Below are 13,144 nucleotides of genomic sequence, written 5' to 3' on the forward strand. Positions count from 1 at the left end.
CGAAACCCCCCAAGGATTCAGCCCGCTTTAGGCGGTGCCGAATTTCACCAGCTTGATCGCGGCAAAGTCGCTCACGTCGCCGCCAACGCGCTTGGTTGCGTAGAACAGGACATGCGGTTTGGCGCTGAACGGGTCGCGCAGGACGCGAAGGTCAGGGCGTTCGGCAATGGTGTAACCGGCCTGGAAGTCACCGAAAGCGATCGAGAAGCTGTCGGTGCCCGCATCCGGCATGTCCTCGGCGATCAGAACCGGATAGCCCATCAGACGCGCGGGCTCACCCGCAGCCAGACCGTCCGACCACAGGAAGCGGCCATCGCTGTCCTTCAGCTTGCGGATCAGACCGGCGGTTTTCGAGTTCATGACGAAGGTGCCGTTCACACGGTACTGCGCGCCCAGCGCATAGACCACATCGACAATCGCATCCGCCTCGACACCGCCGTCGATGCCGGTGGGAACATAGCCGATATTGCCCCAATCCCAGACGTCATTGTCGACCTTGGTGTGGTTCAGGATACCCTTGGGCTTGTCCGCCCCATCACCATTGATAAAGGCCGAAGCCTCGGCGCGCGCGAACTTGTCCGCAATACGGCCCGCCAGCCAGCTTTCGACGTCAAAGGCGCTGTCATCCAGGAGGCGCTGCGAGGCTTTCGGCAGCGCGCTCAGCTCGTGCAACGGGATCGAGATACGGTCAATCGACGGGGTCGCCGTCTCGGTCGCGGCGGCGTTCTCATCGGCCCAGCCCGCGCCCACGTCGGTGTGGTCGATCAGCACGTCGAACGAGTTCGCCTCGACATTCACCACCGACGCAATCGACCGGATCGAGGCGGTGGATTTCAGCACCGACTTGATCATCTCGGCGGTCTGCGGGTCGATCAGATAGCCGCCATCGCTGTTTACGGCGCTGGACAGGGATTTCGACTCCATCTCAAGCCCGCGCAGGCCGTCATCCTCGCCCGAACGCACATAGGCGTCGAATGCTTTTTGGTGCGGTACGCCGTCCTCAATCGAGGCCGCAAGATGCGGGCGCGCCGCGATGGTTGATTTACGATCCAGCATGGTCAGTCGCTCTTCTGTCTGTTGCAGTTTGATTTTAACTTCGGCCTTGAGGTCCTTGAATTCATTCACGAAGCCAGCCATCGCCTGCTTCACCTCCTGAACCAGGGGCGCACCCTCTCCGGTCAAGGCCGGGGTTTCGGTCTTGCTCATCAGCACTTCCATTTCTTGGGTGGGGGTTGAGGCGCGCTAGGTCCGCGCCAGCTCCTGCCGGGCGTCTTGGAACACCTCGGCAATACTGCGCCAGGTGTTTTCGGTTTCAGGCTCAACGCCCTTCGCCGCCACCCGCGCACTGGGCAGCATCGGGAACGTCACCAAGGACACCTCCCACAGCTCCAGTTCAGTCAGGACATGTTGGCCCTTATCGTTCTTCACGGCCCGCTTGGTGCGGTAGCCAATCGACAGCCCGTCCATCGCACCGGCCCGGATCAGCTCGGCTGCCTCACGGCCCTTTTGCGTGGCCTCCAGCAGACGCCCTTTGACCCACAGACCACGGTCATCCTCGCGCACCTCATCCCAGACGCCGATGGGCTGCGCCGGGTCGTGCTGCCACAGCATCTTGACCCGTTGCCCAGCGGCCTTGAGCCCTTCAAGCGAGCCTCGATACGCCCCGCGTTGCACCACATCGCTACCCTGATCGACCTGTCCGAACAGGCTAGCATAGCCCTCGATCACCGCATCCTCGGACACCGAAAGCCCGTCTCCGAACCGTGCGAACTTGTGTTCCAAATCCATGAACACCTCCTCATAAGCCTCTGAATTCACGGCGTTGCCGCTAGAAATGACTGAAACACCTGCGCAAGAATCACGGCGGCGACACCATAGACCGTCAGCCACAATCGCTTTTCCAGCCGCTCCATCATCTCTTCGATCTGGTCCAGCCTGCGACACAGATGTGCATGCTGGATTTCAGCCACCCGCTCATGCGCGGCCAGACGCAGGCCCGGCGCGCAGTCGAACGGAGGATACCCATCAGCCATCCGCACGCTCCGGCAGCCCCAGCAAGGCACGCTTTTCGGCATCGGTAAGGAAATCGGCCCCGTTGACCCGTGCCCATTGTGCGTCGCGTTCCGCCGACAGCGCCGGCACCTGATCCAGATCGGGCTTTAGCACCAAATCCTCACCGGTATAGCCCGCCAGCCATTCCGACACCGCCGCCGCCACCCGCGTCACCAGAGGCAGCACGGTCAGGCGATAAAACGCCCGGTTGGCCTCCTGATAGTTCGAATAGGTCGCGTCGCCCTGGATCCCCAGCAACATCGGCGGGACTCCAAAGGCCAGCGCGATCTCGCGGGCGGCGGCTTCCTTGGTCTTTTGAAACTCCATATCGGACGGCGAAAAGCCCATCGGCTTCCAATCCAAGCCTCCTTCCAGGACCATCGGACGGCCAGCATTGCGCGCCCCGCGATAATTCTGCTCGATCTCATCCGACAAACGCCGGAACTGATCCTCGGCCATCACCCCATGGCCATCGCCCTTCCACACCAGCGCCCCCGAAGGCCGCGCCGCATTGTCCAGCAGCGATTTCGACCACCGAGACGCGCTGTTATGCACATCAATCGCCATCGCAGCCGCCTGCATGGGCGAGAACCCATAGTGATCATCCTGCGGATGGAACGACTTGATATGACAGATATTTTCCGCCGCAAACCGGTGCTTCTTACCACCAACCGCGTAATCATACGCCTTGGGCCACCCATCCGCCCCCGGCACCACACTCATCCGGTCCGAGCGCAAGACATGCAGCTCAACCGGCAGGCCTTCCTCGGCCCGAACCGCCTCGACATAGGCATTGCCCGACAGCAACAACTGCCCGAACAAGGCCTCCATCAACTCCGCCCGCCCCTGCGCCGCATTCGGACGCCGCATCAGCGACAGGATCGGATGAGTGTCAAACCGCTGCGCCTGATCCTGCAAAACCAACGGCAAAGCCGCCGCCGCCTCGGCAATCAGCTTGACCGAGCGGAACCCCACCGGGTTCCCCGAAAACCCCGTGCGTGTCAGCGACACCGCGTCCCGAGGGCTCCACGCCACGCGCCCACCCGTCTGCCATGCCACCACAGGCCCCGCCGCGCTGGCCTTCGCCTCGGGCGCTTCCCCGACCGCCCCACGACGCAAGAAATCGAATACCATCTGTGCTCCTTTCTTTCGCCGCTGTGTCCGGCTTGTTGAAAGGAGTTATGACGGAAAGAAGTTTAGGGCTTGGGAATGGAGCGTACGGGGGGTGGGCAACGGGGACTCTTCTTTAGCAGAGGCCCAAGTCAGCCCCTTGCCTCCTTCAAGCTATGATCACTTCAGGCAACGATTAGAGGTTTATTTGCGCTGCACTCATCTTACAAACTTGTAGTCTAAAACCAAGTCTTACTAGTATTCTCGAGAGCGCGGGGAGCAGCCAAGTATGTCTCAATATCAACTAAGCCGAGTAGAGCGTAAGTTGGCTGCACAGATCACCCTACTGCTCTACAGACGTGTCGCAAGTCAGCTTTCATCGACATCCGGACCCGACCCTGAGTTTCGTTACGCAGGGCGTGAAGGCGGTAACTTATTAGTAAAAATCGGGCTGTGTAAAAAAGGAGAACAACCATTTGAGTATGTTCTCCAAGTTGATGAATCCGCCGTGATCAAGATGATTGAAACACATAAGGGCCTGACATCCAAAGACCTCAATACTCTTCTGAACTTCTTCTTCCAGTTTTTCATTGCGCATGGCCGCGTAGGTTGTCTCAGCAGCACAAGAGAGTTATTCACACCCGATTCAAAACAAGAAGCATTGGTTCTAAGCTTAGCAGAGGCAGGTTACCTCAGTCTTCACGGGCAGCAAGTTCAATGGACGGATTACGCCTCTAAACAAATGGAGGCCAATGGTCATTGGGAAGGGGGCGTGTCACATTACGACGTGCGTACGACCGCTGATGACGAACGCTTTAGTAAGATTTACTCTGACTTGCCTGAGAGCTTGATAGAAGTTCTCGCCGAAGCAGCACAAACTCATGGGAATTGGAAGGTTATTGAACTGCTCCCTCGATACTATTGGGGCGGCAAGTGGCTCGCTGAGCCAATCTCAAAGCAAAAAGCCGGTAAATTTGGGCAGCTTGGACTTGTTGTAATGGGGCGATTAGTCAACAGGCTAAAGTCAGAGCACGGTTTCTAAATTCTCAATGCGGACTGAAACCGCATTCCACCAAGATGCAGCTGCGTTTACATTAAATATGAAACATATGACTTGATCCGACTAGCTCAGTCGAAAGTACCTTTCACAAACTCCGTACCCTAGGCCGCCGATACCCCGCCGCAGGCCCCACAACCAACTCATGCAGCGCCCAGACCAGCGCATCCACCCGGTCAGGCGAGCCCTGACCCTCGAACCCCCGCGCGGTCATCTGGCACATCTGTTCCTCCAGCGCGTCCAACCCGGCCACATGGCGCACCCGCCTCTGCTCGTACAACGCCGCTACAGGCTCGGCCCGCGCGACCTTGCCGCGTGAGGCGCGTACGGCGCGGAACGGGACCAGAGGGTCCACCTGCCGCACGACCTCTTCCACCAGTTGCCCGCCCTGATTAACCTCGGCCACCAACCGTTCGGCCCCGAACTCGTCCATCGCGTCAATCGCTGCCTGTGCCCAACCCGCCGGACCAACGCCCTGCACCGTCCGGTCGGCCAGCACATAGGCGCGCCACTGCTCGGGCGGGCCATGTACCTGCGCGCCTACGACCACAATCCCGCAGGCATCCGCACTGGACCCCGCCGTCACCGCAGGGTCCAGAGCGACCACGATCCGATCCAACTCGGGCACAGTGTCCACCCGCGCCGCATCCAGCATCGAGCCTGTCCACAGCGCCCCCTCAGCATCCGACAGCAGCATCCCGTCCAATTCCTGCCGCCCCAGCCGCGTGCCCGCGTAGCGCGCGCGCACTTCGGCGAGAAACGAGTCTGCCAGATTGGCCCGGTTCGCCTCGGTCGGCGCATGGGTCTGCACGGTGGAGGGCGACGCCAGCAACTCCTTTAAAACCTTCACATTACGCGGTGTCGTGGTCACACAAACCCGCGGACGATCCCCCAACCGCAAGGCGAATTGCAGCATATCCCACGTCTCACCCGCCTTCTTCCACTTGGCCAATTCGTCCACCCAGGCCGCGTCGAACTGCGGGCCGCGCAGCCCTTCGGGATCATGTGCGGAAAACGCCTGCGCCTCGGCCCCGTTGGGCCAGATCAGCTTGCGCTCCGATGCCTTCCACACAGGCCGACGATCCGGCGGTGAGCATTGCAATATGCCGCTATCGCCAAAGATCATCACATCGCGCACCTGATCGAAGGTCTCACCCACCAGCGCCACCCGGCTGGCCTCGCCCTTATCCAGCGGTTTGGCCCCTTCAACCATCGACCGCACCCATTCAGACCCCGCGCGCGTCTTGCCTGCACCGCGCCCGCCCATGATCACCCAGGACCGCCAGTCGCCCTCGGGCGGCAGTTGGTGCGGCAGTGCCCAGAACTCAAACAGGAAAGGGAGGGCACACAGCCCCCCCTCCCCGATCTCACTCAGAAATCTATCCTGCACCGCAACAGGTGCGGAGGCGAGCCAGCCTGCACCCGATTTCAAATCGAGCGCGCTCAAGGTCGAGCGCATATCCCCCTTGGGCAATTCCGGCTTGTCTGTGATGTTGTTCGACAAAGCTTGTCTCCACTTTCTGGCAACTTCGGATCAGCCCCTCTAGCTGAACCAGTTGCTTGCCTGTTCCGGCAAGGTCTGCATCCTCCCCGGCACCGATCTGCCTGCGCAGTTCTTCCGCTGCATTGCGCAGATCGCGAATGGATCTCTCGAGCGACTGCAACAAGTCGGCCGTTTGGGAAATCCGCTCTTCCGGGGTAATCAAAGTCATGTTTGCCTGTGACCTCATGCGTGAGTTTTCTCCGCACGAGAGAAACGAAAAAACGGCCACCGGGTCGCCCCGGGGCCGTTGCCCACTTCTTCTAGCATGCCATAATCAATACGCCATAAAGTTCGCAAAGTCAATGCGTTACGCAACGCGACCGCAACACCCACCGCCCGCTTTCGTAGTAAACTGGAAGCTGAAGCGCCCTCCCAAAGGGCTGAATTTCCATACGCGCCTTCAACAGCTGCTGCATAAATTGCGGTAAATCCGCCGCACCACGCCCCAGTGCTGCGCGACCACTAAATGTAAAGCATTGACATTTGCCGGCTCAAAGCCCATTTGCGCGATAACACAGCGCTGACGCGTGAGCATTCGCGGCCCGACGGCCCCACAGCGCCGAAATCATCCCCTAGTTCCCCTTCACGCAGGGTTCTTGACGCAGAAACCAGATGTTGCAGGATGCACCTGCACGTCCAGAGGTTGCTGTATACCCCTGCCGATCGCGCAACACTTGCGTGGTCAGTTATCATTCGTTCGTAGCACGCGCTGCGGGCTCTAAAGGATAGTCAATTGTTCGACTTTGATATGCTGGGTCTTGCCCCAGCCCTGAACGAAGCGCTGAAACGTGCTAATTTCTCACAACCCACCCCAATCCAGAACCAAGCCATTCCCATGGCGCTGCAAGGCCGTGACATTCTGGGTCTGGCCCAGACCGGCACCGGGAAAACACTGGCCTTTGGCCTGCCACTAATCGACCACCTTCTGGCTCAACCTGGCAAACCAGCACCCAAAACAGCCAAGGCGTTGATCCTTGCTCCGACACGCGAATTGGTGAACCAGATCGCCGAAAGCCTCCGCAACCTGACCCGCTCTACCAAGCTGCGGGTCGCGACTGTTGTGGGGGGACAGTCTATCGGCAAACAGATCTCTTTCCTCGCGCGCGGGACTGATATTCTTGTTGCTACACCGGGGCGCCTGATCGACCTGATGGAGCGCGGTGCTGTCGACCTTAGCTCTGTCCGCCATTTGGTTCTGGACGAAGCCGACCAGATGCTGGACATGGGCTTTATCCACGCCCTGCGCAAAATCGCGCCCGCGCTGGGTACACCACGCCAAACCATGCTTTTTTCGGCGACCATGCCAAAACAAATGGAAGAGCTGAGCCAGGCTTACTTGAATAACCCCCAGCGTATCCAAGTCTCTCCTCCGGGGAAGGCGGCGGATAAAATCACGCAGTCCGTCCATTTCCTGAGCCGCGCCGAAAAGCCGGGAAAACTGCGTCAAATCCTGTCGGATGACATGGACGCCCTGACACTGGTTTTCGCGCGCACCAAGCATGGCGCGGAAAAGCTTATGAAAAGCCTAGTTGCAGACGGCTTCAATGCCGCTTCTATTCACGGAAACAAAAGCCAGGGGCAAAGAGATCGTGCAATCAAAGCGTTCCGCGCCGGCGAGATCAACATTCTTGTTGCGACCGATGTCGCCGCGCGTGGCATCGATATTCCCGGTGTTGCCTATGTGATCAACTACGACCTTCCCGAGGTGCCCGACAACTATGTCCATCGGATCGGACGAACGGCCCGCGCGGGCCGTGAAGGTGAGGGTATCGCCTTTTGCGCACCCGATGAGCTGGATCAGTTGAAGCAAATTCAAAGGCTAATGAAGATCGAGATTCCAGTCGCCAGCGGAACAATGCCGGAATTTGCGGAACCTAAGAAAACGCGCCCAGGTCGCAGTTTTCGCCGAACGGGTCCCGGGAAAAAGGGGGCGAATGTGCCGTCCAAACCGCAAGGTTCCAAACGCCGTCGTCCGCGCAGAAAACCCGCTGCTTAAAACAGAAAAGGTGCCGCGATGCGGCACCTTTTTAGTTACCAGAGCTTTGCCGCTCCGCCTCTATTTCCCGCCACTTGGCCACGTTGCGGTTGTGCTCATCCAGTGTCTCGGCAAATGCGTGGCCACCGGTGCCGTCCGCAACGAAGAAAACGTAGTCTGTGCTGGCCGGCGAAACCGCAGCCTCAAGGCTCGCCATCCCTGGGTTTGCAATTGGCGTGGGTGGCAAACCGTCAATTACATAAGTATTCCAAGGTGTTGCCCGCCTAAGCTCACTTCGGCGCAACCCGCGCCCCAATGTACCTTGTCCTTTTGTGACGCCGTAAATCACGGTCGGGTCTGTCTGCAACTTCATGCCCCGCTCAAGGCGATTCACAAAGACACTTGCGACCTGTTCGCGTTCATTCGGAACACCGGTTTCCTTTTCGATAATCGAAGCAAGGATCAACATCTCTTCTGGGCTAGCAATGGGTAGCCCGTCCTGCCGGTTTTCCCAAACGGCATTGATGCGCAGTTGCTGCTTATCCTGCATACCCTGTAGGACGGCAGCTCTGTCAGCACCGCGTACAATATCATAACTGTCCGGAGCGAGCATGCCTTCGGCTGGAATTTCACCGACGTTACCCGTCAGCGCGTCGATCTGTTTCAGGCCTTCGACAACTTGCCAAGACGTCACGCCTTCGGCGACCGAAACACGGTAACGCGTATCCGCATCCTCGCGCTTTTCGGTATAGGCGGTCGGCACCTCTTCTTCGGTGATGTCAAAGGTAGCGATCTCGTCAAAGTCCAGAGTCGCGGGGTTCAACTCGCGCACGCGCGTCTGAATGCGCGTCACGCCGATGCGGTATTCGATTTCCGACCCACATGTACTGGCTCCACTGCGGGTGATCTCGTCGATGATCTGTTCCATCGACGCGCCCTCGCGCACAAGGAAACTGCCCGCCTTCAGTTGCGGTGCCTTATCCGTGTAGTCCGCCGCCATGCGGAATACCATCGCGCTGGAGATGGCGCCCTGATCCTCCAACTGTTGGCTGACTTGGGTCATGTTCGAACCACGTTCAACCTGAAGGCAGATTGCCGTCTGCAACGGGCCGGGGTTCGTGTACCGTGTTTGCCCCCAGAGGATCAGCCCGCCCATCAAAAATGTACCGACCACCAGAATGGTCAGCATGTTGGACGCCAGAGCCCGCCACATTTAGCTGACCTTTCCGAAGATCACACTGGCATTGGTACCGCCAAACCCGAACGAATTTGACAGCGCCACATCAATCTTTCGCTCACGCTTTGCATTCGGTGCAAGATCAATCGGTGTTTCAACGGCCGGGTTGTCCAGGTTGATCGTCGGCGGCGCCACCTGATCCCGAATAGCCAAGATCGAGAAAATCGCCTCAATCGCACCGGCCGCACCCAACAGATGCCCCGTGGCCGATTTGGTCGATGTCATCGTTGCATTCGCCGCATGATCCCCGAGCAGCCGTTCGACAGCACCCAATTCAATCGTGTCAGCCATGGTCGAGGTACCATGCGCATTAATATAATCCAGATCCTTGGGCTCTAACCCAGCGCTGCGCAGTGCAGCTTTCATGGAACGCTCTGCCCCATCGCCATCCTCACTCGGGGCGGTGATGTGGTACGCGTCACCGGACATTCCGTAGCCCAACACTTCGGCATAGATTTTCGCACCGCGCGCCTTGGCATGTTCATATTCTTCCAGAACGACAATTCCGGACCCTTCGCCCATGACAAAACCATCACGGTCCACGTCATAAGGACGGCTGGCGGCTTTGGGGTTATCCGCATATTTTGTCGACAACGCCTTGCAAGAATTGAATCCAGCGATGCCGATTTCACAAATGCATCCTTCGCCACCACCTGCGACCATGACATCGGCGTCACCGGCGCGAATGATACGGCTTGCATCGCCGATTGCGTGCGCCCCCGTCGAACACGCCGTCACAACAGAGTGGTTCGGTCCCTTGAACCCGTGGCGGATCGAAACCTGGCCAGAAGCCAGATTGATCAACGCACCGGGAATAAAGAAGGGCGATACTCGGCGAGGTCCCTTGTCACGAATAAGATTGGCTGTTTCCGCGATGGATCCCAGCCCACCAATACCCGATCCGATCAGAACGCCGGTACGCAGCCTTGCCTCTTCATCCTCTGGCAACCAGTTTGCGTCCTGACAGGCCATGTCAGCAGCGGCAATCGAATACAAAATAAAGTCTTCGATCTTGCGCTGCTCTTTCGGCGGCATCCAGTCATCCGGATTAAAAGTTCCGTTTGAACCGTCACCGCGGGGCACTTCGCAGGCATATGTCGTGGTGACACCACTTGCCTCGGCATCGAACTGAGTGATTGGGCCTGCGCCGGATTCACCGTCCAGCAGACGTGACCAGGTTTCCTCGACCCCGCTGGCCAAAGGAGTGACCAATCCCAGTCCAGTTACAACGACTCTGCGCATGAAATGCCTCTTGCCTGCTTCGTATTTAAGAAACGCTCATACCCCGGCCCGGGGTCCGGGGGCAAGAGCAAGGCTGCATTCCTAATCTGCAGCGTGTCGCTCAGGACCGGAAAATTAAGGACGTTAGACATTAAAATGAAAAAGCTCCGCCTTCTCTGGGTTGAGAGCAGGCGGAGCAGAATTTGCATTCTTGGTTTACTGGAACTCAGCGACCGGTTCATGCGCGGTACGCGCAACTTCAAGTGCTTCGCCCAAGTCGACGGTTTTACGGAACAATGCCCGTCCGACCAACGCGCCCGAGATATTCGGGACGTAGGCCAACCGCGAGATATCGTCCGCAGTCCGCACTACACCGCTTGCGATAACAGGGGTCCGGGACTTTTCAGCCAGCCCTGAAATCAAGCCCAACTGCGCTTCGACATCCTCCATGTCGCTATCAATATCCGTGACCAGAATTGCCGCGAAAGGTGCCTCGGCAAAGGCTTCGATGAAGGTATCAGGCGTAAACGCGCTCTGGCTGCGCCAACCTTCGGTCATCACGTGGCCTTGCCAGACATCTACGGCTAGAACGATCTGGTCCGGGTAAAGCTTGGCAAGCTCTTTGACCAGGTTCGGGTCCCAAGCGGCCAAGGTGCCGATCACGATCCGACCTGCCCCTTTGTCGATCCAATGCTCGACCTGCTCTCGGGTGCGCATGCCACCCGCCAATTGTACCGGGATTTCTGCCGAACGAATGATTTCTTCAACCAGTTCAGCGTTCGTATCACGGCCTTCGATCGCGTCAAAATCGGTCAGATGCATCCACTCGGCGCCAGCCGTCGCCCAGCTGCGAGCAGTTTCCGAAGGGTTCACGTGCCAGATCATCGCCTCTTCCAGACGGCCCTTGTCCAGTGTCACACACCGGCCATTCTGCAATTCCATCGTTGGGTAAACCCGCATGAGCTCAATCCTCCGCCCAATCGTTTGCACATCGACTGTATCATACACGCAGGAATCGCACCGGTGAGAACCAGTTTCGGCAAACTACGGACATTTTGCGGCATTGCAGCGCGGCGTCAGTGACGCGTCGGCGGCCCATTTCTGCGCAGCAATTGCACCGCGCTTCCGTCGTAATCACACTCGCGGATCAGCTCGTAGCCAAGCCGTTCGGCAAGCTTCTGCGACGCGCCATTTCCGGAATTTACCATTGCAACCAATGGCCCCGGCATTATCCGATCAAACCAATCATGCGCGGCCTGAGCGGCCTCCAACCCCATGCCTTGGCCTTGTGCTTCGGGCGCCAGAACCCAGCCCGCTTCGGGAAAGCTGTCAAAATCTTCCCCTAAAGAGCGGTTACCGTAGAAAAACCCTGCCTGGCCGATCATCTGGCGATTCGACTGCTGGATCACGGCCCATTGGCCAAAACCAGCCATCTGCCAATGCCCGGCATTTCGCAGGAAGAAATCCCATGCCTCGCCACGCGATCGGGGTTTGCCACCGATATGCTGCACGACACACGGGTTACGCCAGATCTCGGCGAACCGGTTAAAATCCTCTGGACGCATGGCGCAAAGCGTCAAGCGTGCCGTATTTATCATCGGGGTGGATCGTATCATGCCCTGCCCGCTCTGAAATGTTTGCCTCAGGCGGAAGGGTGCGAATGAATTTGGCGGCTGGCAAGCCTCAATAAAGGTAAAACAAAAAAAACGGCGCTTCCGTTGCCCAGAAGCGCCGCTTTTAGCCGAATTAGAAGGTCTTAGGACGCTTCAGAGATGAATTTGACGGCGTCGCCAAAGGTCTGGATGGTCTCGGCTGCGTCATCAGGGATCTCGATGCCGAACTCTTCTTCGAAGGCCATAACCAGTTCAACGGTGTCCAGGCTGTCTGCGCCCAGATCGTCGATGAAGGAAGCGTTTTCCGCTACTTTGTCTTCTTCAACACCCAGGTGCTCAACAACGATCTTTTTAACGCGATCTGCGACGTCGCTCATGTCTATTCCTCATTCCATTTCAGGGCATATTGCCCGGTTCTGCCCTTGCCCGCACAGGCTGGCCTTGATTTGCCCTGTCTGGGCGGTTTGGGTCCCCGTTTACCGGGAAAGTAGAAGGTCGACCCAGCAGCCGACCCCTGCATTCATGCGCCGCCTATAGCACAGACAACGCCCAAGGCAAACGCTTTCGCACCCGCCTTGATACGCGGTCACAACATGGCCATACCGCCATTCACATGCAAGGTTGTTCCGGTAACATATCCCGCTTCGGGGCTCGCAAGATACAGAACTGCCGCAGCAATTTCTGATGCGTCGCCCATGCGACCTGCGGGAACCTGACCAAGAATGCCGGATTTCTGATCATCGGTCAGCTTGTCAGTCATTGCTGTCGTGATGAAACCCGGTGCAACGGCGTTCGCCGTGATTCCTCGGCTGGCGACCTCATAAGCCAGCGATTTGGTCATCCCGACCATACCAGCCTTGGATGCAGCATAGTTCGCCTGCCCCGGGTTACCTGTCGCTCCAACTACGGACGAGATATTGATGATCCGTCCCCAACGCGCCTTCATCATACCCCGAAGCACACCTTTGCACAGCTTGGCGGTAGAAGTCATATTGACGTCGATCACGCTCTGCCATTCTTCATCCGACATACGCATGAACAGGTTGTCGCGCGTAATGCCAGCGTTGTTGACCAGGATATCAACCGAACCCATCGCATCTGCTGCCTGCTTGGGCAGGGCCGCTACGGCGTCGGGGTCACTCAGGTTGCACGGCAACACATGCGCACGATCACCAAGTTCGGACGCCAACGCTTCCAGAGGCTCAACCCGGGTTCCTGACAGCGCAACCGTTGCGCCCGCTGCGTGGAGAGTGCGCGCAATCTCGCCGCCAATGCCGCCCGAGGCACCGGTGATCAGTGCATTCTTACCTGTCAAATCAAACATTCTGTTTTCCCT

13 protein-coding genes are annotated in these 13,144 nt (G+C 58.3%); 2 read left to right on the top strand and 11 right to left on the bottom strand.

Annotated features, from left to right (window positions below; genetic code table 11):
• Nucleotides 1-27: 27 nt before the first annotated feature.
• The 4 genes from ACR0DG_RS02680 to ACR0DG_RS02695 are packed head-to-tail and all read right to left on the bottom strand — an operon-like array spanning nucleotide 28 to nucleotide 3,186.
• A complete protein-coding gene (locus ACR0DG_RS02680) occupies nucleotides 28-1,206 on the bottom strand; it encodes a phage major capsid protein (protein ID WP_480694053.1) in 1,179 nt (392 codons plus the stop codon).
• Between the two features lie 36 nt (nucleotides 1,207-1,242).
• On the bottom strand, nucleotides 1,243-1,788 hold the full coding sequence (locus tag ACR0DG_RS02685) for an HK97 family phage prohead protease (protein ID WP_480694055.1): 546 nt from the start codon (nucleotides 1,786-1,788) through the stop codon (nucleotides 1,243-1,245).
• A 26-nt stretch (nucleotides 1,789-1,814) separates the two neighbouring features.
• A complete protein-coding gene (locus tag ACR0DG_RS02690; RefSeq protein WP_480694057.1) occupies nucleotides 1,815-2,033 on the bottom strand; it encodes a GTA head formation protein, RCAP_rcc01685 family in 219 nt (72 codons plus the stop codon).
• On the bottom strand, nucleotides 2,026-3,186 hold the full coding sequence (locus ACR0DG_RS02695) for a phage portal protein (RefSeq protein WP_480694059.1): 1,161 nt from the start codon (nucleotides 3,184-3,186) through the stop codon (nucleotides 2,026-2,028). Before ACR0DG_RS02695 ends, ACR0DG_RS02690 begins: the two co-directional genes overlap by 8 nt.
• Nucleotides 3,187-3,451: 265 nt before the next feature.
• On the opposite strand from ACR0DG_RS02695, the gene ACR0DG_RS02700 reads away from it, so the two are divergent.
• Entirely contained in the window at nucleotides 3,452-4,204 is a 753-nt protein-coding gene (locus ACR0DG_RS02700) for a hypothetical protein (RefSeq protein ID WP_480694061.1), read from the top strand.
• Between the two features lie 103 nt (nucleotides 4,205-4,307).
• Here the strand turns inward: ACR0DG_RS02700 and ACR0DG_RS02705 are convergent, their stop codons facing one another.
• Nucleotides 4,308-5,678: a DNA-packaging protein gene (locus tag ACR0DG_RS02705; protein ID WP_480694973.1), complete on the bottom strand. Its 1,371-nt coding sequence runs from the start codon at nucleotides 5,676-5,678 to the stop codon at nucleotides 4,308-4,310.
• An 817-nt stretch (nucleotides 5,679-6,495) separates the two neighbouring features.
• On the opposite strand from ACR0DG_RS02705, the gene ACR0DG_RS02710 reads away from it, so the two are divergent.
• The gene (locus tag ACR0DG_RS02710) at nucleotides 6,496-7,758 is read left to right on the top strand and encodes a DEAD/DEAH box helicase (RefSeq protein WP_480694063.1); all 1,263 of its coding nucleotides are present in this window, start codon (nucleotides 6,496-6,498) and stop codon (nucleotides 7,756-7,758) included.
• A 31-nt stretch (nucleotides 7,759-7,789) separates the two neighbouring features.
• Here the strand turns inward: ACR0DG_RS02710 and mltG are convergent, their stop codons facing one another.
• The 6 genes from mltG to fabG form a co-directional block, all read right to left on the bottom strand.
• A complete protein-coding gene (gene mltG, locus ACR0DG_RS02715; RefSeq protein ID WP_480694065.1) occupies nucleotides 7,790-8,950 on the bottom strand; it encodes an endolytic transglycosylase MltG in 1,161 nt (386 codons plus the stop codon).
• Nucleotides 8,951-10,216, bottom strand: a complete 1,266-nt coding sequence (gene fabF, locus ACR0DG_RS02720) for a beta-ketoacyl-ACP synthase II (RefSeq protein WP_480694066.1) — start codon at nucleotides 10,214-10,216, stop codon at nucleotides 8,951-8,953.
• Between the two features lie 195 nt (nucleotides 10,217-10,411).
• Nucleotides 10,412-11,155: a 1-(5-phosphoribosyl)-5-[(5-phosphoribosylamino)methylideneamino]imidazole-4-carboxamide isomerase gene (locus ACR0DG_RS02725; protein ID WP_480694068.1), complete on the bottom strand. Its 744-nt coding sequence runs from the start codon at nucleotides 11,153-11,155 to the stop codon at nucleotides 10,412-10,414.
• A gap of 116 nt (nucleotides 11,156-11,271) precedes the next feature.
• Complete coding sequence (locus tag ACR0DG_RS02730) at nucleotides 11,272-11,811, bottom strand: GNAT family N-acetyltransferase (protein WP_480694070.1); 540 nt, start codon at nucleotides 11,809-11,811, stop codon at nucleotides 11,272-11,274.
• Between the two features lie 140 nt (nucleotides 11,812-11,951).
• Entirely contained in the window at nucleotides 11,952-12,185 is a 234-nt protein-coding gene (locus ACR0DG_RS02735; RefSeq protein WP_008756330.1) for an acyl carrier protein, read from the bottom strand.
• Nucleotides 12,186-12,394: 209 nt separating this feature from the next.
• Nucleotides 12,395-13,132 (bottom strand): 3-oxoacyl-[acyl-carrier-protein] reductase, encoded by a 738-nt coding sequence (gene fabG / locus ACR0DG_RS02740; protein WP_480694072.1) that lies wholly within the window; start codon nucleotides 13,130-13,132, stop codon nucleotides 12,395-12,397.
• Nucleotides 13,133-13,144 lie beyond the last annotated feature (12 nt).

Source organism: Ruegeria sp. BG8, from assembly GCF_056538325.1.